23 protein-coding genes are annotated in these 26,791 nt (G+C 68.0%); 5 read left to right on the top strand and 18 right to left on the bottom strand.

Features of this window, described 5'->3' with window-relative positions:
* Positions 1-147 precede the first annotated feature (147 nt).
* Positions 148-684, top strand: a complete 537-nt coding sequence (locus tag ACPTTF_RS15575; RefSeq protein ID WP_166965148.1) for a TlpA disulfide reductase family protein — start codon at positions 148-150, stop codon at positions 682-684.
* 104 nt (positions 685-788) lie between these two features.
* Here ACPTTF_RS15575 and ACPTTF_RS15580 read toward each other — a convergent pair whose 3' ends face one another.
* The 9 genes from ACPTTF_RS15580 to ACPTTF_RS15620 form a co-directional block, all read right to left on the bottom strand.
* Positions 789-2,144 carry a sigma-54-dependent transcriptional regulator gene (locus tag ACPTTF_RS15580; protein WP_423371896.1) on the bottom strand — a complete coding sequence of 452 codons (1,356 nt, stop codon included), beginning with the start codon at positions 2,142-2,144 and terminating at the stop codon, positions 789-791.
* Between the two features lie 94 nt (positions 2,145-2,238).
* Entirely contained in the window at positions 2,239-4,248 is a 2,010-nt protein-coding gene (locus tag ACPTTF_RS15585) for a sensor histidine kinase (protein WP_423371650.1), read from the bottom strand.
* 4 nt (positions 4,249-4,252) lie between these two features.
* Positions 4,253-5,542: a dicarboxylate/amino acid:cation symporter gene (locus tag ACPTTF_RS15590; RefSeq protein ID WP_423371651.1), complete on the bottom strand. Its 1,290-nt coding sequence runs from the start codon at positions 5,540-5,542 to the stop codon at positions 4,253-4,255.
* 356 nt (positions 5,543-5,898) lie between these two features.
* Positions 5,899-7,584 carry a cation acetate symporter gene (locus tag ACPTTF_RS15595; RefSeq protein ID WP_423371652.1) on the bottom strand — a complete coding sequence of 562 codons (1,686 nt, stop codon included), beginning with the start codon at positions 7,582-7,584 and terminating at the stop codon, positions 5,899-5,901.
* 11 nt (positions 7,585-7,595) lie between these two features.
* A complete protein-coding gene (locus ACPTTF_RS15600; RefSeq protein ID WP_166965156.1) occupies positions 7,596-7,901 on the bottom strand; it encodes a DUF485 domain-containing protein in 306 nt (101 codons plus the stop codon).
* A 335-nt stretch (positions 7,902-8,236) separates the two neighbouring features.
* Complete coding sequence (locus tag ACPTTF_RS15605) at positions 8,237-9,442, bottom strand: CaiB/BaiF CoA transferase family protein (protein ID WP_423371653.1); 1,206 nt, start codon at positions 9,440-9,442, stop codon at positions 8,237-8,239.
* 30 nt (positions 9,443-9,472) lie between these two features.
* Positions 9,473-10,609 carry an acyl-CoA dehydrogenase family protein gene (locus ACPTTF_RS15610; protein WP_423371654.1) on the bottom strand — a complete coding sequence of 379 codons (1,137 nt, stop codon included), beginning with the start codon at positions 10,607-10,609 and terminating at the stop codon, positions 9,473-9,475.
* A gap of 14 nt (positions 10,610-10,623) precedes the next feature.
* Positions 10,624-11,832, bottom strand: coding sequence for an acyl-CoA dehydrogenase family protein (locus tag ACPTTF_RS15615; protein ID WP_423371655.1), 1,209 nt, complete (start codon positions 11,830-11,832; stop codon positions 10,624-10,626).
* A 29-nt stretch (positions 11,833-11,861) separates the two neighbouring features.
* The gene (locus tag ACPTTF_RS15620; RefSeq protein ID WP_423371656.1) at positions 11,862-13,994 is read right to left on the bottom strand and encodes a 3-hydroxyacyl-CoA dehydrogenase NAD-binding domain-containing protein; all 2,133 of its coding nucleotides are present in this window, start codon (positions 13,992-13,994) and stop codon (positions 11,862-11,864) included.
* A gap of 249 nt (positions 13,995-14,243) precedes the next feature.
* Here ACPTTF_RS15620 and ACPTTF_RS15625 point away from each other — a divergent pair, with 249 nt between their 5' ends.
* The 3 genes from ACPTTF_RS15625 (at position 14,244) to ACPTTF_RS15635 (ending at position 17,853) form a co-directional block, all read left to right on the top strand.
* Positions 14,244-15,206, top strand: a complete 963-nt coding sequence (locus ACPTTF_RS15625; RefSeq protein ID WP_423371657.1) for a LysR family transcriptional regulator — start codon at positions 14,244-14,246, stop codon at positions 15,204-15,206.
* A 71-nt stretch (positions 15,207-15,277) separates the two neighbouring features.
* Positions 15,278-17,155 carry a gamma-glutamyltransferase gene (gene ggt, locus ACPTTF_RS15630; RefSeq protein ID WP_423371658.1) on the top strand — a complete coding sequence of 626 codons (1,878 nt, stop codon included), beginning with the start codon at positions 15,278-15,280 and terminating at the stop codon, positions 17,153-17,155.
* A gap of 62 nt (positions 17,156-17,217) precedes the next feature.
* Entirely contained in the window at positions 17,218-17,853 is a 636-nt protein-coding gene (locus ACPTTF_RS15635; protein ID WP_423371659.1) for a LysE family translocator, read from the top strand.
* Between the two features lie 43 nt (positions 17,854-17,896).
* On the opposite strand, the gene ACPTTF_RS15640 is transcribed toward ACPTTF_RS15635, so the two are convergent.
* The 6 genes from ACPTTF_RS15640 to ACPTTF_RS15665 form a co-directional block, all read right to left on the bottom strand.
* Positions 17,897-18,859, bottom strand: a complete 963-nt coding sequence (locus tag ACPTTF_RS15640) for an ABC transporter permease subunit (RefSeq protein ID WP_423371897.1) — start codon at positions 18,857-18,859, stop codon at positions 17,897-17,899.
* Positions 18,859-19,656 carry a taurine ABC transporter ATP-binding protein gene (locus tag ACPTTF_RS15645; protein WP_423371660.1) on the bottom strand — a complete coding sequence of 266 codons (798 nt, stop codon included), beginning with the start codon at positions 19,654-19,656 and terminating at the stop codon, positions 18,859-18,861. The genes ACPTTF_RS15640 and ACPTTF_RS15645 overlap by 1 nt, the downstream gene beginning before the upstream one ends.
* A gap of 36 nt (positions 19,657-19,692) precedes the next feature.
* Entirely contained in the window at positions 19,693-20,709 is a 1,017-nt protein-coding gene (tauA, locus tag ACPTTF_RS15650) for a taurine ABC transporter substrate-binding protein (RefSeq protein WP_423371661.1), read from the bottom strand.
* Between the two features lie 252 nt (positions 20,710-20,961).
* Positions 20,962-21,954: a lipoyl synthase gene (lipA, locus tag ACPTTF_RS15655; protein ID WP_423371662.1), complete on the bottom strand. Its 993-nt coding sequence runs from the start codon at positions 21,952-21,954 to the stop codon at positions 20,962-20,964.
* Positions 21,947-22,705 (bottom strand): lipoyl(octanoyl) transferase LipB, encoded by a 759-nt coding sequence (gene lipB, locus ACPTTF_RS15660; RefSeq protein ID WP_166965229.1) that lies wholly within the window; start codon positions 22,703-22,705, stop codon positions 21,947-21,949. The genes lipA and lipB overlap by 8 nt, the downstream gene beginning before the upstream one ends.
* 83 nt (positions 22,706-22,788) lie before the next feature.
* Positions 22,789-23,115, bottom strand: a complete 327-nt coding sequence (locus ACPTTF_RS15665; protein WP_166965174.1) for a DUF2917 domain-containing protein — start codon at positions 23,113-23,115, stop codon at positions 22,789-22,791.
* A gap of 102 nt (positions 23,116-23,217) precedes the next feature.
* On the opposite strand from ACPTTF_RS15665, the gene ACPTTF_RS15670 reads away from it, so the two are divergent.
* Positions 23,218-24,210: a transcriptional regulator GcvA gene (locus tag ACPTTF_RS15670; protein WP_166965175.1), complete on the top strand. Its 993-nt coding sequence runs from the start codon at positions 23,218-23,220 to the stop codon at positions 24,208-24,210.
* On the opposite strand, the gene ACPTTF_RS15675 is transcribed toward ACPTTF_RS15670, so the two are convergent.
* The 3 genes from ACPTTF_RS15675 to ACPTTF_RS15685 are packed head-to-tail and all read right to left on the bottom strand — an operon-like array spanning position 24,194 to position 26,790.
* Positions 24,194-24,502 carry an HP0495 family protein gene (locus ACPTTF_RS15675; RefSeq protein ID WP_011353335.1) on the bottom strand — a complete coding sequence of 103 codons (309 nt, stop codon included), beginning with the start codon at positions 24,500-24,502 and terminating at the stop codon, positions 24,194-24,196. The genes ACPTTF_RS15670 and ACPTTF_RS15675 overlap by 17 nt on opposite strands.
* Positions 24,502-25,428 (bottom strand): D-amino acid aminotransferase, encoded by a 927-nt coding sequence (locus ACPTTF_RS15680; protein WP_423371663.1) that lies wholly within the window; start codon positions 25,426-25,428, stop codon positions 24,502-24,504. The genes ACPTTF_RS15675 and ACPTTF_RS15680 overlap by 1 nt, the downstream gene beginning before the upstream one ends.
* 48 nt (positions 25,429-25,476) lie before the next feature.
* Positions 25,477-26,790 carry a D-alanyl-D-alanine carboxypeptidase family protein gene (locus tag ACPTTF_RS15685; protein ID WP_423371664.1) on the bottom strand — a complete coding sequence of 438 codons (1,314 nt, stop codon included), beginning with the start codon at positions 26,788-26,790 and terminating at the stop codon, positions 25,477-25,479.
* Position 26,791 lies beyond the last annotated feature (1 nt).

Here is a 26,791-nt window from a genome sequence, read left to right on the forward strand (position 1 = left end):
CAGGCAAAACGGGCATTATCCGCCGAACGTGAAATCCGGGATGTGTGGCCGCCGTCGGTGCTCACGCCGCATTCGCGCTAAAATGAGCGCCGAATTTCGATGTCCTTTGCTTTGATCCGCGTCATCGACCGACTCCGAGAGCACCAGATGAACACCACGCCTCCCGCCCGCCGCAGCGCCGGCCCCGTCCGCTACATCGTCGCCGCCGTCGTCGTCGCGGCGATCGCCGTCGCCGGCTTCTTCGCGTTCAACGGCAAGTCCAGCGTGCCGGACGCCACGTTCACGCTGCTGTCGGGCCAGAAGGTCTCGACCGCAGGCGACCTGAAAGGCAAGGTCTATCTCGTGAACTTCTGGGCGACGAGCTGCGCGACCTGCATGCAGGAAATGCCGCAGATGGTCGATACCTATAATCGCTTCAAGGGTCAGGGGCTGGAATTCGTCGCGGTTGCGATGAACTACGATCCGCCGATGTACGTCGCGAACTACGCGCAGACGCGCCAGTTGCCGTTCAAGGTCGCGCTCGACGACGGCAGCGTCGCGAAGCAGTTCGGCAACGTGCAGCTCACGCCGACGACCTTCGTCGTCGACAAGGATGGCAAGATCCTGAAGCGCTACGTCGGCGCACCGCAGTTCGCGGAACTCGACGCACTGCTCAAGAAGGCGCTCGGCAGCAACGCGGCCTGAGCGCCGCCAGATCCGGGATCCGGCTCGAAGGGCAGCACGCCGCGCCCTTCACGCACAAACGGACCGTACGACCGGGCAACCCGGTTCTACGGTCCGTTTGCTTTTCAGCGCTCGGTTTCGCCTTTCGCCGATAGCCCGTAACGCTTCATCTTCTCGTACAGCGTCGCCTTGCCGACATGCAGCCGGTCGGCCGTCGCGGCGACCGCGCCGCCCGTCTGGTTCAGCGCTTCGGCAATCACCGCGCGCTCGAATTGCTCGATGCGCTCCTTTAGCGTCTGCTCGTTGTCGGCCTCGCCGGCGCTCGCGCCCGTCTCCTGCGACATGTCGGCCACACCGAGCACGAAGCGGTCGGCCGCGTTGCGCAGCTCGCGCACGTTGCCGGGCCAGTCGCGCTGCATCAGGCTCGCGCGCTGCCGGTCGGTCAGCACCGGCGCGGGCCGCGCGTAACGCACGGCCGCATCGAGCATGAAGTGCTCGAACAGCGGCACGATGTCCTCGCGGCGTTCGGCGAGCGGCGGCAGCGCGATCGTCACGACGTTGAGCCGATACAGCAGGTCGCGCCGGAACGTGCCGGCCGCGACGAGCTCGCTCATGTCGCCCTTCGCGGCCGCGACGATGCGGCAGTTCACGCGGATCGGCTGGTTCGAGCCGAGCCGCTCCAGCACGCCGTCCTGCAGCACGCGCAGCAGCTTCACCTGCAGCGCGAGCGGCATGCTTTCGATTTCATCGAGGAACAGCGTGCCGCCGGACGCATATTCGAGCTTGCCGACCCGGCGCTTCGCGGCGCCGGTGAACGCGCCGGGCTCGTAGCCGAACATCTCCGACTCGAACATCGGCTCGGGCAGCGCGCCGCAATTCACCGCGATGAACGGCTTGTCGCGGCGCGGCGACAGCTCGTGCAGGCTGCGCGCGATCAGTTCCTTGCCGGCGCCCGTGTCACCGTTGATCAGCACCGACGCGTCGGTCGGCGCGACGTTCGCGATCAGCTTGCGCACCTGCTCGATCGCAGGGCTGCGACCGATGATGCGCGGCGCGACGACGTTCTGCCCGGCCAGCTCGCGCCGCAGCGCGAGGTTCTCGAGCACGAGCTCGCGCCGCTCGAGCGCGCGGCGCACCGTCTCGGTCAGGCGCTCGGCCGCGAACGGTTTTTCGATGAAGTCGTATGCGCCGTCGCGCATCGCCTGCACGGCCATCGAGATGTCGCCGTGCCCCGTGACAAGGATCACGGGCACGTCGGGCACGCGCTCGCGGCACTGCGCGAGCACGTCGAGCCCGCTCGCGCCGGGCAGCCGGATGTCGCTGACGATCGCGCCGGCGGTATCCGCGACGATCGCCTTCTCGGCCGCTTCGGCCGACTCGAAGCCGACGACGTCGAACCCCGCCAGCTGAAGGCTCTGCACGCTTGCCCGGCGAACGAGCGCATCGTCTTCGATATAGATCACTTGCAGCCGGTTGGCCATCGTACTCACTTGCTCCTGACGGGCCGCGCGGCGGCAGCGCGCGCGGCGTCGTTGATACCGATCGTGCGCCGATCGGGCGGGCGGCGTGGCGCGCCTAGCGCGAGCCCGCCGGCTCGGACACGGAGTCCGGATGATGCGTGCGCGCGCGCCGCAGCGTCAAGACGAACAGCGCGCCGCCCGACGGCGCGTTGCGCGCGGTCAGCGCACCGCCCGCGTCGCTCGCGATCGACGACGAGATCGCGAGGCCGAGCCCGAGCCCGCGCCCCATTTCCTTGGTCGTGAAGAACGGCTCGAACAGGCGCGGCAGCAGGTCGGGCGCAATGCCGCATCCGTTGTCGCGCACCTCGAGCGCGAGCGTTGCCGCCGACACCGCGATCGTCACCTCGATCGCCGGCGCCGGCACGCCGGCAACCGCGTCGAGCGCATTGCCGAGCAGGTTGATCAGCACCTGTTCGAGGCGCAGGTCCTCGCAGCGCGCGACGAGCTCGGGATAGTCGCGCGCCAGGTCGAGCGGCGCATCATGCGCGGGCGACACGGTCGCGTCCTGCAGCGTCAGCGTGAGCGCGACGCCACGCAGGCGCTCGTCGAGCAGCGACAGCACGCTGCGCAGCGCGCGCACGACGAGCGCCTGCTCGTTGCGCGGCTTCGCGCGGCCGACGAACAGCTTCAGCTGGTTCGTGATCTTGCCCATCCGCTCGGTGAGCGCGGCGATCGCCTCGAGGTTCTCGCGCGCGGCCGCCTGCTCGCCGCGATCGAGCAGCACGCGCGTGTTGTCCGAGAAGCTGCGCAGCGCCGCGAGCGGCTGGTTCAGTTCGTGCGTGATGCCGGCCGCCATCTGGCCGAGCGCGGCGAGCTTGCTCGCCTGGATCAGTTCGTCGTGCGCGGCGCGCAGTTCCTGCTCCGCGCGGATCCGGTCGCCAACCTCCTTCTGCAATTGCTCGTTCGCTTCCGACAGGTCGGCCGTGCGCTCTTCGACGCGCCGGTTCAACTCCGCGTACGCCTGCTGCAACAGCGCGCGGCCGCGGATCATCTCGCGCACGCGCGCGCGGCGCATCCGCCAGTAGAACGCGAGCAGCGCGACCGACACGAAGCCGAAGCCCGTGACGATCGTCGCGTTGCGCGCGTCGGCGTCGACGGGCGCGATCGGCGCCAGCGTGACGAGCAGCCAGTCGGGCTCGCCGATCCTGCGCTTGCTCGCGAGGAAGCGCGGCGCACGCAGGCCCGCGCCGAGGCGCACGATCTCCGCATCGGGGCCGAGCACCTGCTCGATGCGCAGCGGCAACGGCGTGACCGGTTGCTGCGCGTACTGGCGCGTCTCGTAGATCGACGCGGCAACGGGCCCCGTCAGCGGCCGCAGCGTGTGGTACTTCCACGCAGGCACCGACGACAGGAACACGACGCCGTGGTCGTCCGCGACGACGAGCGGCTCGGACGCATCGGCGCCCTGGAACCATTCGAGGTTGAGCTTCACGACGACGACGCCCGCGATCTTGCCGTCGCGCCACACGGGCTGCGAGATGTAGTAGCCGGGATCGCGCGAGATCGTGCCGATCCCGAAGAAGCGGCCGACCTGGCCGTTCATCGCATCGAGGAAATACGGGCGGAAGCGGTATTCGATCCCGACGAAGCTCTCGGGCGCGCGCCAGTTGCTGGCGGCGACGCACAGGCCGTCCGCGCCGATCACGTAGGTGACGGTCGCGTGCGCGTGTTCGTTGAGGTCTTCGAGATAGCGATTGACGCGCGCGGTGTAGTCGGCGCGTTTAGGCTCGGCGAGCAGGTCCTGCACGTACGGATGGCTGCCGAGCAGATAGGGCAGCGATTCGTAGCGGTCGAGCGTGCTCTTGAGCGCGTTGGTGGTGCGGTCGACGCGCACCGCGGCGTTGCGCTGCAGCTCCGCGACGCCGCGCCGCCAGGTAATCGTCCACGTCAGCGTGCACGCCGCGGCGAGCGCGGCGGCAAGCACGACGAGAATGAGCAGACGGCGCGTCACGGTCGAGGCTTCCTGGCGATGCGGATCGCCTATTGTGTCATAGGCCTCCGCCTCCCCGCCTCGGCCGCCGCGGGCCGTGCGGCCGGCGGGCGGTGCCGCCGCCTGCTCCTTCATGACATCAGACGCCGGCCGTCTCGGTCGTCGTGACCTCGCCGCCGCCGGTCAGCGCCTGGCGCAGCTTGTTGCGGTCGAGCTCCTTCTCCCAGGCCGACACGACGACCGTCGCGACGCCGTTGCCGACGATGTTGGTCAGCGCGCGGCATTCGCTCATGAAACGGTCGATGCCGAGGATCAGCACCATGCCCGACAGCGGGATCGTCGGCACGACGGCGAGCGTCGCGGCGAGCGTGATGAAGCCCGCGCCCGTGACGCCGCTCGCACCCTTCGACGTCAGCATCGCGACAGCCAGCAGCGTGAGCTGCTGCATCCACGTCAGTTCGATGTTGGTCGCCTGCGCGATGAACAGCACGGCCATCGTCATGTAGATGTTGGTGCCGTCGAGGTTGAACGAATAGCCGGTCGGCACGACGAGGCCGACGACCGAACGCGAGCAGCCGGCCTTCTCGAGCTTTTCCATCAGCTGCGGCAGCGCGGCTTCCGACGAGCTCGTTCCGAGCACGATCAGCAGCTCTTCCTTGATGTAGGACACGAAGCGGATGATCGAGAAGCCCGTGAAGCGCGCGATCGCGCCGAGCACGACGAGCACGAACACGACCGACGTCAGGTAGAACGTGCCGATCAGCTTGAGCAGCGGCACCAGCGAACCGACGCCGTACTTGCCGATCGTGAACGCCATCGCGCCGAACGCGCCGATCGGCGCCAGCTTCGTGACGATGTGCACGATGCCGAACAGCACACGCGTGAGCCCGTCGATGAAGTCGGTGACGACCTTGCCACGCTCGCCGAGGTGGGCGAGCACGCTGCCGAACAGCAGCGCGATCAGCAGGATCTGCAGGATTTCGCCCTGCGCGAACGCATCGACCATCGTGTTCGGGATGATGTGCATCAGGAAGTCGACCGTCGACTGCCCGTGCGCCTTCGCCGCGTACGACGCGACGGCCTTGCCGTCGAGCGTCGCCGGATCGATGTTGAAGCCGACGCCCGGACGCAGGATGTGCGTGGCCGCGAGGCCGAGCAGCAGCGCGAAGGTCGACACGATCTCGAAGTACAGCAGCGCCTTGCCGCCGACGCGGCCCACCTTCTTCATGTCCTCCATGCCGGCGATGCCGGTGACGACCGTACAGAAGATGATCGGGCCGATCACCATCTTGATCAGCTTGATGAAGCCGTCGCCGAGCGGCTTCATGTCGGTGGCGAGCGCCGGGTAGTAGTGGCCGAGGATCACGCCGACGATGATGGCGAAGATCACCTGCACATAGAGCACTTTGTAGAAGGGTTTCTTCTTCACGATGGTTCCTGCTGAAGTAGATGAGCCGATGGAAACGGCGTCACGCGCGCAGGCGAATGTCAGGGGAAGAGCCATTCGCCTGCGCGGCTGCCGTGCCGCAACAAGCGATGCCTCAGGACATCCGACAGGGGAGGAAGGCAGTGGTCATCGATTGTCTCCTTGCTTGCTGTAGTAGTTCGGCCGGGGGATGGCCGTGCGCTTTATATCGCAAGGTCGATGCCAGGTTTCCGTAACCCCTCAAACCATTGTTTTCATTGTATTTCTCATAATGCGGCAGGCAAGGAAATCCGGGATTCCGGATTTCCGGAAAATATCCGTCCGGGGATTCGGACGGATGCGGCCATTCATCGGATGAATCAGTGCTGCACGGCGCGGCCGGCCAGCACCCCCGTCTGCGCATAAAACTCCTGCTGCGCGAACGCGTCGCGCTCGCGCCGTGCGCGCTCGCCGCGATCCGCGAGCGAGCCGACGACGATCCCGATGAACGCGAGCGGCACCGACACGAGCGCCGGGTTGTCGAGGAACACCGGTGCGTGCGCGTGATGCAGCACGTCGACCCACACCGACTTCGACAGCACCGTGAGCGTGACCGCCGACCCGAGGCCGAGGCCGCCGCCGAGCACCGCGCCGCGCGTCGTCATCCCGCGCCAGAAGATCGACATCGCGAGCACCGGGAAATTCGCGCTCGCGGCCACCGCCGCGACGAGGCCGACCATGAACGCGACGTTCACATGCTCGAACAGGATCGACAGCCCGATCGCGACCGCCGACAGCACGATCGTCGCCGCGCGCGAGATGCGCATCTCGAGGCGCTCGTCGGGCTTGCCGCGCGCCCACATCTGCGCGTAGAGGTCGTGCGAGATCGTCGTCGCGCCGGCGAGCGTGAGGCCCGCCACCACCGCGAGGATCGTCGCGAACGTGACGGCCGCGATGAAGCCGTAGAACCAGTTCCCGCCGACCGCCTGCGCGAGCTTCACCGCGACCATGTTCGAGCCGCCGAGCAGGTCGTGCGTCAGGTTGAACGAGCCGTTGGCGCCCAGCTTGAAGAATTCCGGATGCTGCGCGAGCAGCACGATCGCCGAGAAGCCGATCACGAAGGTCAGCAGGTAGAAGTAGCCGATGAAGCCGGTCGCGTAGAGCACCGACTTGCGCGCCTCCTTCGCATTCGGCACCGTGAAGAAGCGCATCAGGATGTGCGGGAAGCCGGCCGTGCCGAACATCAGCGCGATGCCGAGCGACAGCGCGTTGGCCGGATCGCGGATCAGCTTGCCGGGGCCCATGATCGACAGCGCGCCCGGATGCACGGCCACTGCGCGGCGGAACATCTCGTCGACGCTGAAGCCGAATTCGGCGAGCGCGAGCACGACGAGCAGCGTCGCGCCGCACAGCAGCAGCACGGCCTTGATCACCTGCACCCAGGTGGTCGCGGTCATCCCGCCGAAGAACACGTAGACGACCATCAGCACGCCGACGATCAGCTCGGCCGTGCCGTACGACAGCCCGAACAGCAGCTGGATCAGCTTGCCCGCGCCGACCATCTGCACGACGAGGTACAGCACGACGATGGTCAGCGAATTCGCGGACGTCAGCAGCCGGATCGGCCGCTGTGCGAAGCGGTACGCAACGACGTCGACGAACGTGAACTTGCCGAGGTTGCGCAGCGGTTCGGCGATCAGGAACATCACGAACGGCCAGCCGACCAGAAAGCCGATCGAATAGATGAGCCCGTCGAAGCCGAACATGAACACCATCCCGGACAACCCGAGGAACGACGCGGCCGACATGTAGTCGCCCGCGATCGCGAGCCCGTTCTGCAGCCCGGTGATGCCGCCGCCGGCCGTGTAGAAGTCGCGCGTCGAGCGCGTGCGGCGCGCGGCCCAGCGCGTGAGCGCGAGCGTCGCGAACACGAACGCGAAGAACATCCCGATCGCGACCGGGTTCAGTTCGACCTTGTCGGGCATCGGGCCCGCGACGGATACCGCATGGGCGGCGGAGGAAACGAGAACGGCAAGCGCGCCGAGCGCGATCGATGTGCGTCGCATGTCGGCCTCCGTCACGAACTTTGCAGGATCGCGTCGACCCGGCGGTCGAACGCACGATTCGCGCGCAGCACGTAGCACGCGGTCAGGCCGATCGCGACCAGGATGATCGCGACGCCCGCGGCGATCCCGACCGTGGTCGTCGCGCCGCGGTACAGCGGCGCCGCGAGCACGTGCGGCGCGAGCGCGACGAGCAGGATGAAGCCGTAGTACGTGGCGATCATCAGCGCCGTCAGCGTGAAGCTGAAGCGGCGCCGCGCGCGCACGAGTTGCTGGTAGTCGCGGCGCGCCGTGACCGATTCGATGACGGAAAGCTTCATGGTGTCTCCTGTGTCGACCAGAGTTAGCGCTTTAGCGCTTACTCTGGTCCCATGCTTCGCGGTCGACCAGCGTTAGCGCTTTAGCGTTTACTCCGGTCCCATGCTTCGCGGTCGACCAGAGTCAGCGCTTTAGCGTTTACTCCGGTCCCATGCTTCGCGGTCGACCAGCGTTAGCGCTTTAGCGTTTACTCCGGTCCCATGCTTTGCGGTCGACCGGAATCGGCGCTCGAGCGCTGACTCCAGTCCCCGCACGGCCCCTCGTCGTTTCGCGAGGGTTGTCTTGTAGATGGCCGGCGCGTCACCCGATCCGCCCGCGCCGCGGCGGAAGAAACGCGTTACACGATGCGATCCGCACGCAGCCGCGCGACCTCGTCGACCGACATCCCGAGCCAGCCGCCGAGCACCGCGTCCGTATCGGCACCGAGCACCGGCGGCGCACCGCGCACCGGCAGCCGCGCGCCGTCGAACCGGTACGGCGGCGCCAGCACGTCGACGCCGCCCGCGACCGGGTGCGGCTGCCGCGTGACGAGCCCCGCGCGCGTCGCACGTTCCGACTTCAGCGCTTCATGCAGCCCGAGCACTTCGCCGCACGGAATGCCCGCCTCGGCAAGCGCCGCGAGCAGCGTCGCGCGCGACCGGCGCGCGAGTTCGCGACGGATCTCGGGCAGCAGGTCGGCGCGGTTCTCCGAGCGGCCGAGGTTGGTCTTGTAGCGCACGTCGGCCGCGAGGTCGGGCCGCTCGATCGCATCGCAAAAGCGCGCGAACTGCGTGTTGTTGCCGACGGTGATCACGAGCGGGCCGTCGGCCGCGTCGAACACGCCGTACGGCACGATCGACGGATGCGCGTTGCCGTAGCGCGGCGGGTCCTCGCCCATCAGCAGCGCGTCGAGCCCGTAGTACGCGGTGATCATCAGCCCGCAGTCGAACAGCGCCATCTCGATGCGGCGGCCACGACCGGTCGCATTGCGCTCGTACAGCGCAGCGAGGATCGCCTGCGCCGAATACATGCCGGTGAACAGGTCGACCGCCGCGACGCCGAACTTCAGCGGCGGTTGGCCGGCTTCGCCGTTCAGCGCCATCAGCCCGGCCTCACCCTGCACGACGAGGTCGTAGCCGGGTCGCGCGGCCTCGGCGCCCGAGCGGTCGTAGCCGGAAATCGCGCAGTGCACGAGGCGCGGATTCAGTTCGGCCAGCGCGTCGTAGCCGAGCCCGAGCTTTTCCGCGCCGCCGAACTTGAAGTTGTGAAGCACCACGTCGGCCTGCGTGGCCAGTTCTCGCGCGAGCCGCCGCCCTTCGTCGGTCTGCAGGTCGAGACAGATCGAGCGCTTGCTGCGGTTCACGCTGTTGAAATACGTGGTTTCGGTATCGCCGATCCGCAGCCCCCAGTCGCGCGTATCGTCGCCGCGCGCCGGATGCTCGACCTTGATCACTTCCGCGCCGAAATCGGCGAGCACCATCGCGCACCACGGGCCCGCGAGCACGCGCGAGAAATCGAGCACCTTCACGCCGGCCAGCGGCAATGCACGCGATTCGTTCGTCATCCTTGTCTCCTCCATTCGCGCTGTGCGCTTTTACTGTTTCGACAGCGCGATGTAGCGCGCGAGATGGTGATCCTCGTCGCCGAGCTGATGATCGATCATCACGAGACGCTTCGCGTAGTGCGACAGCGGCAGCTCCCACGTCATCCCGATGCCTCCGTGCAACTGGATGCTCTCCTCGGCGACGAGCGTGCCGATCCGGCCGATGCTGTATTTCGCCGCCGCCAGCGCGCGTTCGCGCACCACGCGCGGCGCATCGAGCTGCGCGGCCGCGTTGATCACGGCGGAGCGCGCCTGCTCGACTTCGAGCAGCAGGTCGGCCATCCGGTGCTGCAGCGCCTGGAAGCTGCCAATCGGCAGCCCGAACTGCTTGCGCGTGCGCAGGTACTCGAGCGTGTGCTCCTTCGCGACATCCATCGCGCCGAGCGCTTCGGCCGACAGCGCAAGCAGACCGTAGCCGAGCACGCGTTCGAGCAACTCGGCGCCCGCTTCTCCGTCGTGCGCGCCGAGCGCCGCATCGGCCGGCAACACGACGCGTTCGAAGCGCACTTCAGCCGCGCGGCCGCCGTCGATCTTCCGGTAGTCGCGCAGCGACACGCCCGGCGCGTCGGCCGGCACGACGAACAGGCCGATGCCGGCCGCATCGTCGTCGTTCCCGGCCGTACGCGCGCTGACGACGAAGAACGCCGCCTGCGCGGCCTGGTCGACGACGCCCTTCGCGCCCGTCAGCACCCAGCCGTCGCCCGAGCGTTCGGCACGCGTGCGTACGGTCGTCAGTTCGTAGTGCGAGCCCGGCTCGTCGTGCGCGAACGCGGCGCTCACGCTGCCGTCGATCAGCGCCGCGAGCCTGTCGCGATGCGCGGCGCCGCCGGCGAGCGACAACGCGCGGCCCGCGAGCAGCGCGCCGAGGAACGGCTCGACGACGAGCCCGCGCCCGAGGCATTCGAACACCACCGCGATGTCAAAGCCCGCGCCGCCGAAACCGCCGTCGGCTTCCGCGAACAGCGCGCCGACCGTGCCGAGTTCGGCAAAGCGCTGCCACATCGCGCGATCGAAGCCTTCGGCCGACTGCGCGATGCGATCGCGCACCGGGAACGCGTACTGTTCGGCGATGAAGCGGTTCAACGTGTCCGCCAGCATCCGGCGGTCTTCTGTGTGCTGGAAATCCATCGTCGCGCTCCTCGTTACAGCCCGAGCATCATCTTCGCGATGATGTTCTTCTGGATCTCGTTCGAGCCGCCGAAGATCGACAGCTTCCGGTTGTTGAAATACTGCTGCGCAGCGCTCGCGGCTTCGTCCGGGCCGACCGGCTCGCCGTCGTAATCGGCATCGAGCGCCTCGTCGACGAACGGCTGCGCATACGGCCCCATCGCACGCCGCATCAGCGCCGTGATCTCCTGGCGGATCTGCGTGCCGCGGATCTTCAGCATCGAGCTTTCTGCGCCCGGTGCGCCGCCGCCCGCGACCGCGGCCAGCACGCGCAGGTTGGTCGTGCGCATGTTCTCGAGTTCGATCTCGACACGTGCGACGCGCGCCGCGAAGAACGGATCGTCCGCGAGCGGCCGGCCGTTCTTGGTCACCTTCGCGGCAACCGCGCGCAGCCGGTCGAGCGCGGCCGTCGAGAAGCCGATCCCGGCGATGTTGGTGCGCTCGTACGTGAGCAGGTATTTCGCGTAGGTCCAGCCGCGGTTCTCCTCGCCGACGAGGTTTTCCGCCGGCACGCGCACGTCGGTGAAGAACACCTCGTTCACTTCGTGCTCGCCGTCGAGCGTGATGATCGGGCGCACCTCGACGCCCGGCGTGTTCATGTCGATCAGCAGGAAGCTGATGCCTTCCTGCTTGCGCACGTCGGTCGCGGTGCGCACGAGGCAGAAGATCATGTTCGCGTAGTGGCCGAGCGTGGTCCACGTCTTCTGGCCGTTGACGATGTAGTGCTCGCCCCGCGCGTCGATTCCGCGCACCGCGTTCGTCTTCACCGCCGCGAGATCGGAGCCGGCGCCCGGCTCCGAGTAACCCTGGCACCACCAGTCGGTGCCGTCGAGGATGCGCGGCAGCCAGTGGCGCTGCTGCGCTTCGTTGCCGTACTTGATCAGCACGGGCCCGAGCATGTTCACGCCGAACGGCACGATGCGCGGCGCACCGGCGAGTGCACACTCGTTGTCGAACAGGAACTTCTGCGCGACGCTCCAGCCGGGGCCGCCGTATTCGCGCGGCCAGTGGCTCGCGAGCCAGCCGCGCGCGTTGAGTGTCGCGTGCCATTCGCGCATGTCGTCGCGCGTGAGATGCAGGCCGCCCTTCACCTTGCGCGCGATGCGCTCGGGCAGTTCGGCTTGCAGGAAGCGCTGCACTTCCGTGCGGAAGGCTTCCTCTTCGGGAGTGAAATTGAGATCCATCTTAGTTCCGTGGCGAGTGCGTTTGGCGTTCAGTCGATGCGGTTCAGGCTCGCGAAATCCGCGCCGCGCGCGACGAGATCGACGAGCAGCGGCGACGGCTTCCAGAACAGCGGATCCTCCTTCGCGAACGCGCGGATATCGGCGAGCACGTTCGCGAGGCCGAGCGTGTCCGCGTAGTGCATCGGGCCGCCGCGATAGCGCGGGAAGCCGTAGCCGTAGAGGAACACCGCGTCGACATCGAGCGGACGCAGCGCGATCTTCTCGTGCACGACGTTCGCGCCTTCGTTGATCATCGCGGCAAGGTAGCGGCGCATGATTTCGTCGTCGGTGAACGTGCGCGGCGTGACGCTCTTCTTCGCGCGTTCTTCGGCGACGATCGCATCGACTTCCGGGTCGGGCGTACCGACGCGCGCCCCCTCCGGATACAGGTAATAGCCGCGTGAAGTCTTCTGTCCGAACCAGCCGCGCTCGCACAGCCGGTCGGAAATCTCCACGTAGCGTGCCCGCGGGTCGCGCGTCGCCGCGCGGCGCTTGCGGGTCGCCCAGCCGATGTCGCCGCCCGCGAGGTCGACGACCTGGAACGGCCCCATCGGGAAGCCGAATTCGCGCACCGCGCGATCGATCTGGTACGGCGACGCGCCGTCTTCCATCAGGTAGTCGGCCGCCGTGCGATAGACGGCGAGGATCCGGTTGCCGATGAAGCCGTCGCACACGCCCGCTCGCACCGGCGTCTTCTTCAACTGCTTCGCGAGCGCGAACGCGGTCGCGACGACATCCGCGCTCACGCGCGCCGGCACGACGATCTCGAGCAGCTTCATCACGTTGGCCGGCGAGAAGAAATGCAGGCCGATCACGTCGGCCGGCCGGTCGATGCTCGCGGCCAGTTCGTCGATGTCGAGATACGACGTGTTGGTCGCGAGCACCGCGCCCGGCTTGCACGCGCGTGCGAGTTCGGCGAACACGGCTTTCTTCACGGCCATGTCCTCGAACACGGCCTCGATCACGACGTCGGCCTGCGCGAGCGCGTCGTACGACGTGCTGCCCTTGAAGCGCGCGAGCCGCGCGGCGTGCGCGGCCGGCGTCATCCGCCCTTTCGCGACGAGACCGTCGTACACCTTCTCGACGTGCGCGCGGCCGCGCGCGAGCGATGCCTCGTCGCGTTCGATCATCGTCACCGGCAGCCCGGCGTCGAGCGCCGCGACCGCGATGCCCGCGCCCATCGTGCCGCCGCCGACCACGCCGATCCGCTCGACCGGCCGCGCGCTCGCGCGCCGCGCCTCGGGCGCCTTCGCCGCTTCGCGCTCCGCGAAGAATGCGTGCACGAGGCCCGCGCGTTGCGGGCTGTCGATGCACTGCAGGAACAGGCTGCGTTCGAGTTTCATCCCCGCGTCGAACGACAGCGTGAGCGTGGCCTCGACCGCTTCGACGATCTTCGCGGGCGAGAAGAGGCCGCGCGACTTCTTCGGCAGCTCCGCACGCGCCGCGTCGATCGCGGCCTGCGCGGCCGCACGGTCGGCCAGCCCCTGTGCATCGCGCGTGCGGCGCACCGGTGCGCCGAGCGACACGAGTTCCTGCGCGTAAGCGAGGCCTTCGGCGAGCGTGTCGTCGCTGTGCGCGACGCGGTCGACGAGGCCGAGCGCGAGCGCTTCGTCCGCGCTCACATGGCGGCCCGTCAGCATCAGGTCGAGCGCGGCCTTCGCCCCGATCAGGCGCGGCGCGCGCTGCGTGCCGCCCGCGCCGGGCAACAGGCCGAGCGTGACCTCGGGCAGCCCGAGCTTCGAGCCGGGTACCGCGAGCCGGTAATGCGCGGCGAGCGCGACTTCGAGCCCGCCGCCGAGCGTCGCGCCGTGCAGCGCGACCACGACCGGCTTCGTGCCCGATTCGATCCGCTCGCACACGTCGGGCAGCGACGGCGGCACGATCGGCTTGCCGAATTCGCGGATATCGGCACCCGCGATGAAGTTGCGGCCGGCGCCGACGATCAGCACCGCACGGATCGCGTCGTCGGCCTGCGCGGCGTCGAGCGCGTCGGCGAGGCCGCGCCGCACGTCGGCGGACAGCGCATTGACGGGCGCGTGGTCGATCGTGACGACGAGCACCTTGTCGCGCCGCTCGCGCGTGACGGTGCCGGCCTGGCTGGTGGGGGAAGCGGGTGAATTCATCGTGTCTCCTTGACGCGGCGGCAGGTGCGTCGACGCCGGTTCGTGGCTCGCGGCCACGCGAGCGGCGCCGGGGCGCCTGCCCCGGTCCCGCACGAAGCGGGACAAGATCCGGCCGGATGCCGGGCATGACCCGATTCTCGATTGATCGAGATTCATTGACAATTCCCTCCCGCTTTTACAAGCTGTCAAGTCTGACTTGACACTGAATGCTTCCGACCGTTAAACGGGACGGATCAGGAGACGCGACGCATGGACCTGAACGCGCTGACGCTGCTCGTCGAGATCCTCGACGCCGGCAATCTCAGCAAGGCCGCGCAGCGGCTCAAGATGAGCCGCGCGAACGTCAGCTACCGGCTGAACCAGCTCGAGCGCTCGATCGGCCAGCAGCTCGTGCGGCGCACGACGCGGCGCATCGAGCCGACCGAAATCGGGCTGAAGCTGTACGAGCATGGCCGGCGCATCCGCAACGAACTGCTCGCCGCGCAGGAATCGGTGACGACGCTCGGCCAGGACCTGCAGGGCCGCGTGCGGCTGTCGGTGCCGAGCGGCTACGGGCAGATGGTGATGTCCGAATGGCTGCTCGCGTTCAAGCGGCTGCATCCGGGCATCGTGCTCGACGTCGTGTTCGAGAACCGCGTGGAAGACCTGATGCGCGACGAGATCGACATCGCGGTGCGCGTGATGCCGGAGCCGCCGCAGAACCTCGTCGCGCGCGACATGGGCGCGGTGCGCTACGTCGCGTGCGCGTCAGCCGCATTCGCGGCCGAACACGGGATGCCGGCGAGCCTCGGCGCGTTGTCCGCCTCCCCCGTCGTCACCGCGACGGTGGTGGGCCGGCAGCTCAGGATCGCCGCGTATCTCGGCGACGAGCGCCACGAGGTGCTGCTCGAGCCCACGCTGATTTCGGAGAACTTCCTGTTCCTGCGGCAGGCGATCCTCGGCGGGATCGGCGTCGGCATCGTGCCCGACTACGTGGTGCACGACGACATCCGGCGCGGCACGGTCGTCACGTCGCTCGACGCATACCGGCTCAGCATCTTCGGCACGCACATGTACATGCTCTACATGCCGAACCGGCATCACACGCGCGCGACGTCGACGTTCATAGAGTTCATCCTCGAACAGGCCGGGAAGACCGGCCGGGGCGGGCCCGGCGCGATGCGTCAGGGTTTCCTGTCGGGTGACAATCCGCCGGCCGCGCGGCGACAATAGCGCGCCGGGGCGGGCAGCCGCGTTGCGCCGGCACCGTCGCCTCCTTCGAATTCACTGCTGCCGAGGGTTCAATGTTCGACCGGATTCGTCCGCATTCGCGCTCCTGGACGCTGCTCGCCGCTGTCGCGCTCGTCGCGTTCAACGCCGGCTGCACGTCCCCGTCCACGCCGCCGTCGGCCGCCGTGGTGCCCGTCGCCGCCGCATCGGGCGCCGCCGTGCCGCTGCCCGGCGTCCATGCGCCCGAGCTGTCGTCCGGCTGGACCGACAAGCCGGGCTGGACCTCGCAGCACTTCATGATCGCGGCCGCGAATCCGCTCGCGACGCAGGCCGGCTACGACATGCTGAAGGCGGGCGGCACCGCGATCGACGCGGCGATCGCCACGCAGATGGTGCTCGCGCTCGTCGAGCCGCAATCGTCGGGGATCGGCGGCGGCGCGTTCCTGCTGTACTTCGACGGCCGTGCGACGCAGGCCTACGACGGCCGCGAGACCGCGCCGGCCGCCGCGACCGACCGCCTCTTCTACGGGCCGACCGGCCAGCCGATGAGCTTCTACGAAGGTGTCGTCGGCGGGCGCTCGGTCGGCACGCCGGGCGTGCTGCGCATGCTCGACGCCGCGCACCGCGCGCACGGCAAGCTGCCGTGGCGCCGGTTGTTCCAGCCGGCGATCCGGCTCGCCGAGCACGGCTTCACGATCAGCCCGCGGCTCGCGACGCTGATCGCCAACGACAGGTACCTGAAGAACGACCCGGCCGCGCGTGCGTACTTCTACAACAACGACGGCACGCCGAAGGCGGCCGGCACGGTGCTGAAGAACCCCGCGCTCGCGACCGTGCTGCGGCAAGTCGCCGACCGTGGCGCAAACGCGTTCTACAGCGGCGCGATCGCGCGCGACATCGTCACGAAGGTGCGCAAGCACCCGACCAACCCGGGCCTGCTGTCGCTGCAGGATCTCGCGCGCTACAAGGCGAAGGTGCGCGCGCCGCTGTGCGCCGATTACCGGCGCTCGGTCGTCTGCGGGATGCCGCCCCCGTCGTCGGGCGGCCTCGCGATCGCGCAGATGCTCGGCATCCTCGAAGCGATGCCGGACTGGCAGCAGATCGGCGCGCAGAAGCCGGTGCGCAACGACGTCGGCTACGAGCCGACGCCGTTCGCCGCGCACCTGTTCAGCGAAGCCGGGCGGCTCGCGTATGCGGACCGCGCGCGCTATGTCGCCGATCCCGATTTCGTGCCGCTGCCGGGCGGCAGCTGGGCGAGCCTCACCGACAAGACCTATCTCGCGCAGCGCGCGCACCTGATCGGCGACAGCAGCATGGGCGTCGCGCAGGCCGGCACGCCGCAGGGTGCGACGCTCGCGATGGCCGACGACCGCAGCCCCGAGCTGCCGTCGACGTCCGACATCGCGATCGTCGACCGCTACGGCCAGGCGCTGTCGATGACGACGAGCATCGAGGACGCGTTCGGCTCGCGGCTGATGGTGCGCGGCTTCATGCTGAACAACCAGCTCACCGATTTCTCGTTCGTGTCGAACGACAACGGCCGGCCGGTCGCGAACCGCGTGCAGCCCGGCAAGCGGCCGCGCTCGGCGATGTCGCCGGAACTCGTGTTCGACAAGAAGACGAAGCAGGTAACGATGATCGTCGGCTCGGCCGGCGGCCCCGCGATCATCAATCACGTCGCGAAGACGCTGGTCGGCGTGCTCGACTGGGGGATGACGATGCAGCAGGCGATCGCGCTGCCGAACTTCGGGTCGATGAACGGGCCGACGCAACTCGAACGCGGCCGCGTGTCGGACGCGCTCGCCGACGGGCTGAAGGGCCGCGGGCACGACGTGCGGGTCGTCGAGATGAACTCGGGGCTGCAGGGCATCCAGCGGCTGAACGTGCAGGGCCAGACGGTGTGGTTCGGCGGGGCCGATCCGCGGCGCGAAGGGATCGCGATGGGGGATTGACGCCGGTGGCCGGCGCCGCGATTTCGCATAAACTGACAAGCCCTGCCCCGGCGAGCCACGACATGAATTCGACGACACTCGTGCTGTATGTCATCACCGTATCCGCCGTCACCATCACACCCGGCCCGACGATGTTGCTGGCGCTGAACAACGGCGCCACGCGCGGCATGCGCATCGCGGCCTACGGCATCGCCGGCGCCGCGCTGTCCGACCTGATCCTGATCGGCGCGGTCGGATGCGGGCTCGGCGCGCTCATGCAGGCGTCGGAACACCTGTTCGTCATGCTGAAGTGGGCGGGCGCCGCGTACCTGCTGTACCTCGCCTGGGCGCTCTGGCACGCCCCCGCGTCCGTTCCACCGGCCAGCGCCGTGCAGGCCGACGGCGCGCGCGACGGCCGCTCCGCGTTCAAGCGCTCGCTGCTCGTCGCGCTGTCCAATCCGAAGGGCTTGCTGTTCTTCTCGGCGTTCCTGCCGCAGTTCATCCAGCCGCAATCGAACGTCGCTGCCCAGTACGCGACGCTGGCCGTCCTGACGGCCGCGATCGACGTCCTGTTGATGGCGGTCTATGCGGCAGGCGGCCATCATGCGATGAAGGTCATGTCCGGCAGCGCGCTGAAATGGCTCAATCGCGGCTGCGCCGGCATGCTGGCCGGGCTGGCGGTTGCGCTCAGCCTCTACCGGCGCGGCACCGCGAGCTGATGCGACGGCGCCGCCCGTCGCAGCACGCCGCAACGAACCTCGCTCACCCTCGCCCCTTCCACGGCACGATCCGCCGCTCGACCCATCGCATCGCGAGGTCGAACAGCCACGCGATCGCGCCGATGATCAGGATGCCCATCACGACGATGTCCGTGCGCAGGAAGCTCGATGCGTTGAGCACCATCTGCCCGAGCCCGGCCGTCGCGGCGACCATCTCGGCCGCGACGAGCGTCGTCCAGCCGAAGCCGATCGCGATCCGCAGCCCGGTGAGGATCTCCGGCAGCGCGGCCGGCAACACTACGTGGCGCACGATCTGCGCGAAGCTGCCGCCGAGCGAATACGCGGCGTTGATCTGCTCGACCGTTGCCGCGCGCACACCGGCGCGGGCGGCCATCGCGATCGGCGCGAAGCACGCGAGAAAGATCACGACGAGCTTCGCCGTTTCGTCGATGCCGAACCAGATCACGACGAGCGGCAGGTACGCGAGCGGCGGCAGCGGCCGGTAGAACTCCAGCAGCGGATCGAGCACGCCGCGTGCGATGCGATTCACGCCCATCAGGATGCCGGCCGGCACGCCGATCGCGGTCGCGAGCAGGAACGCGCCGAACACGCGCGCCGCGCTCCACAGCAGGTGCTCGGACAACGGCAGGCCGCCCTGGATGCGGCCGTGCCACGCGTCGACGAACGCCGTCCACACGGCTTCCGGAGCTGGCAGGAACAGCGGCGGCAGCCACTGGCGATAGGTGGCGACCCACCACAGCACGGCCAGCGTCGCGACGGTCGCCGCGCTCAACCCGGCCGTCTTCCCCTGCCCCGGCAACCGGTAGCGACGCGACGATGGCGCACGACGCGCTGCCACGTGAGCCCGCGTGCGCTCGCCCTGCTCGAAACCAGCAGCCGTGCGATCGGCCGCCCAAGAATCCTGCGTGCTCATGCTGTCCTGCCTGTGCAAAGTGCTGATCCGACCGCGCCCGACCGACGCGCCCTGTCGCGCGAGTTCGTGCATCACGCAGCCACCTCGGCGGCCTCGTCGCGATGCAGGTACTCAATCAGCCGCTCGCGCCACGCGATGAAATCCGGTGACGACTTCACCGCGCGCGCATCGCGCGATTCGACGTAGCGGCGCGCGAACGGCAGTTCGAAGGTTTCCGCGATCCGGCCGGGGCCGGGCGTCATCACGACGAGACGCGTCGCGAGGAACAGCGCCTCCTCGACGTCGTGCGTAATGAAGAACACCGTCTTGCCGGTGCGTGCCCATACGTCGAGCACGAGCGCCTGCATCGTGCCGCGCGTCATCGCGTCGAGCGCGCCCATCGGCTCGTCCATCAGCAGCACGCGCGGGTCGCTCGCGAGTGCGCGCGCGATGCCGACACGCTGCTGCATCCCGCCCGACAGCTCGTACACGCGCGCATGCGCATGCTTGACGAGCCCGACGAGCGCGAGCATCTCGCGCGCCCGCGCTTCACGTTCGGCCTTCGACACGCGTGCGAAGCGCAGCCCGAGCGCGACGTTGTCGAGCACGTCGAGCCACGGCAGCAGCGCATATTTCTGGAACACGACACCGCGATCGGCGCCGGGGCCGGTGACCGGCACGCCATCGACGCGCACGTCGCCGGTCGTCGGCGCGACGAAGCCCGCCATGCAGTTCAGCAATGTCGTCTTTCCGCAGCCGGACGCGCCGAGCGCGACGACGAATTCACCGGCATCGATGCGCAGGTCGACGCGCGCAAGCGCCTGCGTCGTCGGCCGGCCGCGTTCGCCCGGATAGTCGACCGATACCTGACGGACTTCCAGCGTGCTCATGTTCGATGGCTCCGCGATGGGTCTGGGTCGCCGCGCTCAGCGCGCGGCCTTCTGCACGAACTGCGGATCGACGCCGACCGAGTAGTCGGCGAGTACCGTCTGGATCGTGCCCTGCGATTTGAGGAAGGTGGCCGTCGCCGCGAGCGACTTCGCGGCGCCCGACTGCGCACCGCCGCCGAGCCACGTCGGCGACGCCTGCTCAGCCGGCGTCGGGAATGCATAAAGTGCAAGGCTGGCCGGCACGTCCTGCGTGTTCGCGCCCGATACCTTCGCGACCGCCGCGACCTGCGGCGAGCCGACCTTCCAAGCAGCCGCGTGCGCGCGGTAGTCGGCATCGGCGGCCGCGAGTACCTTCACGAAGCGCGTGACGAACTCGGGGTTCTCGCGCGCGAACTTGCGGCTCACGACGAAGCCGTCGAAGGTCGCCTTGCCACTTTCTTTCGCAACCTGGCCCGAGGTCGTGAGCACCGTGCCCGACTGCTTGACCTTCGCGAGCACCGGGTCCCAGATGTAGGTCGCGTCGATGTCGCCGCGTGCCCAGGCAGCCGCGACTTCGGGCGGACGCAGGTTCACGATCTTCACGTCGTTCGGATTGACACCCGCGGCCTGCAGCGCGACGAGCGTATGGAAATGCGACGTCGACACGAACGGCACGCCGATCTTCTTGCCCTTCAGCGCGGCGACGTTCGTGACGCCCGAGCCGTTGCGCGCGACGAGCGCCTCGGCGTCGTTGATGTTGTCGAGCACCCAGAACAGCGAGATGTCGAGCCCCTGCGACAGCCCGGCCGCGATCGGGCTCGAGCCGGCTTCGCCGAGCTGCACGGAGCCCGATGCGAGCGCGCGGATCACGTCGGCGCCGCTGTCGAGCTTGCGGAACGTGACCTTGTAGCCGGTCGCCTTCTCGACTTCACCGCTCGCCTGCGCGTAGCGCCACGGCACCACCATGTCCTGGTACGCGATCACGACTTCGCGCGATTCGGCGTGTGCCGCACCGAGCGCGGCAAAGGCGGTCAGCGCGACGACGGCGCGGCGGATGAAGCTGAAACGGGACATGCGGCTCTCCTTCGGAATGCGGGCAATGCTGCGGGAGAGCCGACTATAGGAGCTTTGCGCGCGGCGGAAGCGAACTTATCCTGCGAAGCTATCGATGCCGTTTGAGCTTTGCTTTCCATGCTCGACCGGATTGTGCGTCCGGTCGGGTGGCGATTGCCGTGCGAACGCGCAGGCGGCGGCCGCACCAACGAAAAAGCCCGCATCGCTGCGGGCTTTTTTCGGGTTCGTCCGAAGACGACGAAGCAAGAGCGCTCAGACCACCCCGGCCCCATGCGCCTGCAGATCGGCGTGATAGCTCGAGCGCACCATCGCGCCGACGGCCGCGTGCGTGAAGCCCATCTTGTACGCCTCTTCCTCGTACATCTTGAACGTATCCGGATGCACGTACGCGCGCACCGGCAGGTGGTGCTCGGACGGCTGCAGGTACTGGCCGATCGTCAGCATGTCGACGTCGTGCGCGCGCAGGTCGCGCATCACCTGCAGGATTTCCTCTTCCGTCTCGCCGAGGCCGACCATCAGGCCCGACTTCGTCGCGACGTCCGGATGCAGCGCCTTGAAGTCCTTCAGGAGCTTCAACGAGTGCGCATAGTCCGAACCCGGGCGCGCTTCCTTGTACAGGCGCGGCACCGTTTCGAGGTTGTGGTTCATCACGTCCGGCGGCGCGGCGTTCAGGATCGAGATCGCGCGGTCGAGACGGCCGCGGAAGTCCGGCGTGAGAATCTCGATGCGCGTTTCCGGCGACTGCGCGCGCGTTTCGCGGATGCATTCGACGAAGTGAGCGGCACCGCCGTCGCGCAGGTCGTCGCGGTCGACGCTCGTGATCACCACGTACTTGAGCTTCAGCGCGGCGATCGTGCGCGCGAGGTTCTTCGGTTCATCCGCGTCGAGCGGATCGGGACGGCCGTGGCCGACGTCGCAGAACGGGCAGCGGCGCGTGCACTTGTCGCCCATGATCATGAACGTCGCGGTGCCCTTGCCGAAACATTCGCCGATGTTCGGGCAGCTCGCTTCCTCGCACACCGTATGCAGGTTGTGCTCGCGCAGGATCGTCTTGATCTCGTTGAAGCGCGAGCTGCCGGTGGCCGCCTTCACGCGGATCCACTCGGGCTTCTTCAGCTTCTCGATCGGAATGACCTTGATCGGAATGCGCGCCGTCTTCGCCTGCGCCTTCTGCTTGGCGGTCGGATCGTAGGCAGGGGTCGCGGCCGAATCGGCCGGTGCGGGGGAAGCGGTAACGTCAGTCATTCGAATGTTGTTCCAGTGCCTGCGGCTTGTCGGCGGCCGCGGATGCGCCGTCGAGGTTGGCGATCAGACGGCGCACCAGCGTGTGGGCGACGTCGTTCCAGTCGGCGGCAACCTCGAGGCTCGCCATGTCGACAGTTTCCAGTCCGGCATAGCCGCACGGGTTGATCGCAAGAAACGGGCGCAGATCCATCTTCACGTTCAGGCTCAGCCCGTGATAGCTGCAGCCGTTGCGGATCTTCAGGCCGAGGGCCGCGATTTTCGCGCCCTCGTGCACGCCGGACGCCACGTAGATCCCGGGCGCGCCCGCCTTGCGGACCGAAGCGAGATTATACGCCGCGAGGGTTTCGATCACGGCCTCCTCGATCTTCGTCACGAGCGTGCGCACCATCAGCTTGCGCCGGCGCAGGTCCAGCAGCAGGTAGGCGACGATCTGGCCCGGGCCGTGGTAAGTGATTTGCCCGCCGCGGTCGACCTTCACGAGCGGCACGCCGCTGTCGGCCACCAGCAGGTGAGACGGGTCGCCGGCCTGGCCGAGCGTGTAGACGGGCGGATGCTCGACCAGCCAGATCTCGTCGCCGGTGTCGGCCGTGCGCGTGTCGGTGAACGCGCGCATCGCGTCGAAGCTCGCCTCGTAGGTCTCGACGCCCCGCCAGCGCACGGTGACCGGCGGGGCCGGCTGATCCGGGGACCCGGCGGGCGATGCGGAAACGGCAACAGGCGTGGACACGATGGAAACCGGCGAAACGGACATGGGCGGTAGTTTACCGAAAACCCGTGGGTCTCGCCGGCCTTGGAGGGGGACGGATCGCCGGTATCCGTCGGAGGAAATGATGGTCAGACGGTGCGCCAGCCGTCGTGGAGCAGCGCGCTCACACGTTCGCGCAACCGTGCCAGCCCGCCGAGCGCGACTTCCCGGGGCGGCCGCGACACCGAGAACGCCACGCACGCGCCCTCCCGGCCTTCCGCGCTGAGCCACAGCCGCTCGCCGCGGCGCAGCTTCAGTGTCTCGCCATCGACCAGGAAGTAGTCGTCGACGTCGTTGCTACGCGTCGCCCACACCGGCCCGCACTGCACCACCAGCCGCGTGCTGCGTTGTACCTTCATCGGCACGGTTTCGCCCGCCGGGATTTCGAACGTGATGCTTGAGGAAATTTCTTGCATGATCGACTCCGCCAAAAAGTGCTTCGATGGCTACAATCGTAGTCACTTCAAGGCGTCCGACAAAACGACCAATTTTCACGTCGATGTGAGGAAAATTAGCAAATGGACCTCCGCCAGCTGCCTGCGCTGAACGCGATTCGCGCGTTCGAAGCCGCCGCCCGTCACGAGAATTTCTCGCGCGCCGCCGACGAGCTGTACGTCACGCACGGCGCGGTCAGCCACCAGGTACGCGCGCTCGAGGAAGAGCTCGGCGTGCAGCTGTTCACGCGCAACGGCAAGCGGCTGTGCCTGACCGACGCCGGCATGCGCTACGCGCAGCAGATCCGCACCGCGCTGATGGTGATCGCCGACGCGACGCGCGACGTGCGCGCGAGCGACCGCGACCGGCGGCTCGTGGTGTCGATGCTGTCGTCGTTTGCCGCGCGCTTCATCACGCCGCGCATCGGCTCGTTCATCGAGCGGCATCCGGAAATCGACGTCGAACTGCAGTCGACCAACTCGCTCACCGATTTCGCGCGCGACGACGTCGATCTCGCGATCCGCTTCGGGCACGGCAACTATCCGGGGCTGCATGTCGAGCCGCTGTTCGACGAGGTGTTCTTTCCGGCGTGCTCGCCGACGCTGAACGGCGGCAAGCTGCCACAAACGCCCGCCGATCTCGTGCACTACAACCTGCTGCGCTCGGATGACGAGCTGTGGCGGCCGTGGTTCGACGTGGCCGGACTCAAGACGCTGACCGAGCCGAAACGGGGGATTCTGTACCAGGATTCGTCGAACCTGCTGCTGGCCGCGATCGATGGCCAGGGCATCGCGCTGGTGCGCCGCTCGCTCGCGGTGCACGACCTGCTGGACGGGCGCATCGTGCGCCTGTTCGACATCGACGGGCCGAGCCCGTGGCACTATTTTTTCGTGTGTCCGCCGCCGCTCCTGAACACGCCGCGCGTGCAGGCGTTCAGGACCTGGCTGCTTCAGGAAGTCGCCGAATACAAACGGCTGTGCGACGAGCTGGACGCGCGGCGCGCGGCGGGGAAGACCCCCGCCGAGTGCGCGCAGGAAGGAGGATGGAAGGCGCTTTCGCTCAGAGTACGACCTTGACCATCGGATGGCCGGTCAGTGCGCGGTAGATGTTGTCGAGCTGTTCCTGGCTCGTCGCCCGCACGGTGATCGTGAGGCCCGTGTAATTGCCGCCGCTCGACGCACGCTCCTCGATCTTCTCGACATCGATCTCGTTGTCGTGAACGGCGACGACCTTGAAGATCGTGTCCTTGAACTCGGGGTGCGCCTTGCCCATGATCTTGATCGGGAAATCGCACGGGAACTCCAGCAGCGACTCCTTCCGGGTATCGATCGCGCCGGTCACCTCGATGGTTTTGGTCGGTTCGCTCATCACTTTCTCCGGGTTAGGTCAAACTGTTCAAACTCGCGCGCCTTCGCGCGCTGGTACGCGTCATACAACGCCGCGAACACGGGGCCCGGCTTGCCGCCCTGCACGGGCAGATCGTCGAGCGACGTGACGGGCAGCACTTCCTTCGTGGCCGACGTGATCATGATCTCGTCGGCTGCGCGCAATTCCACTTCGCTGATCTCGCGCGCGACGAACGGAATCCTGCATTCGTCGGCCAGCTCCTCGATCAGCGCGTAGCGGATCCCCTCGAGGATCTTGTTGCTGCGCGGCGGCGCGAGCAGCTCGCCGTTCTTCACGATCCACACGTTCGACGACGAACCTTCCGTCAGGTTGCCGTCACGCAGCTGCAGCGTCTCGAACGCATCGCGTTCGGCCGCATGCTGCGCCATCAGCACGTTGCCGAGCAGCGAGATCGACTTGATGTCGCAATGCAGCCAGCGGCGATCCTCGGCCGTCACGCAGCGCACGCCCTGCGCGCGTTCGTCGGCGGACGGCAGGCGCAGCGGGCTCGTCATCGCGAACACCGTCGGCACCGCGTTCGCCGGGAACGCGTGGCCGCGCTTCGCAACGCCGCGCGTGACCTGCAGGTAGACGAGCGCGTTGCCGTCGCCGAGCCCTTCGGCATTCGCCGCGACGACGCGCTCGATCAGCGCACGCCAGCCCGCGTCGTCGTGCGGGCTGGCGATACCGATCTTCTTCAGGCTGCGCTCGAGCCGTGCCAGATGCTGTTCGATCCGGAACGGCACGTGCGCGCCGTCGTGCGCATAAACGGGGACGACTTCATACACGCCGTCGCCGAAGATGAACCCACGGTCGAGCACCGGCACACGGGCTTCCGACAGCGGCACCATTTCTTCCTGCGACGACACGCTGAGGTAGACGATCGGTTCGAATTCGGCTTGGCTCATAGCTATGACAGATGGGGATGAAGTCGTGAAAACAAAGGCCCGTCGTGCTTACTTCTTCTTGCTGAACATCAGCAGGATCGAGTCCCAGATACGCCCGAAGATACCCGCTTCCGGCACGGCCTGCAGTGCGACGACCGGGAATTCCGACAGCGTCTTGCCGTCGGCGACGATCTTCACGACGCCGACCTGCTGGCCTTCCGCGAGCGGCGCGATCAGCGGCGCGTTGACGTCGACTTCCGTCTTGACCTTGTCGCCGAGGCCGCGCGGCACGGTCGCCCACTGGTCGCCCTTCACGCCGACCTGCACGGTGTTGTCCTTGCCCTTGTAGATGCGCGGCGTCGAGATCGCCTGGCCGCCCTTGAACAGGCGCACCGAATCGAACGCGCTGTAGCCGTAGTTCAGCATCTTCATGCTGTCCTGCGTGCGCTCGCCTTCCTTCTGCTCGCCCATCATCACCGACACCAGGCGGCGCTGGCCGTCCACGCCCGGGATCGCGCGCTTCGCCGACGCGATCAGGCAGTAGCCGGCCGCCTGCGTATGGCCCGTCTTCAGGCCGTCGACCGTCGGGTCGAGCCACAGCAGACGGTTGCGGTTGCCCTGGCGGATGTTGTTGTACTTGAATTCCTTCTCCGAGAAGATGCTGTAGTACTGCGGAAAATCGCGGATCAGGTGGGCGGACAGGTTCGCGAGGTCGCCGGCCGTCGTGTAGTGGTTCGGGTCGGGCATGCCGTTCACGTCGGCGAAGTGCGTGCCCTTCATGCCGAGGCGCTTGACCTCGTCGTTCATCATGTTGACGAACTGCCCTTCGCTGCCGCCGACGAGTTCGGCCAGCGCGATCGCGGCGTCGTTGCCCGACTGGATGATCATCCCGTACACGAGATCGTGCACCGACACCGGCTTGTTCGCCTCGATGAACATGCGCGACTCGTCGCGGCCGACGCGGCGCACGGCTTCGCTCGGCGTGACGATCTGCTCCATCGAGATCTTCTTCTTGTCGAGCGCCTCGAACACGAGGTACGCCGTCATCAGCTTCGTCAGCGATGCGGGCTCGACACGTTCATCGGCATTGCCCGACGCGAGCACCGTGTTGCTGGTCGCATCGACGAGCACCCACGAACGCGCATTCACGCCCGGCGGCGGCACCGCGCCCGGCATGTAGGTCGCGGGCGCGCCGGTGAACTGCTCGGTGGCGGCCGGCGCAGCATGCGCGGCCTTGGCCTTGGCGGCCGGCTTCGCCTCGGCGACGACGATCGTCGACGCGAGCGCGACGGGCAGCATCACGCCGAGCGCGACGTTGCGCGCGGCGGTGCCGAAGGCGATGGAGGAAGCGAGGGACTTGAGGCCTTGGGGAGACAGACGCATG

This window comes from Burkholderia crassaminum, assembly GCF_964265005.1.
Lineage (GTDB): Bacteria > Pseudomonadota > Gammaproteobacteria > Burkholderiales > Burkholderiaceae > Burkholderia.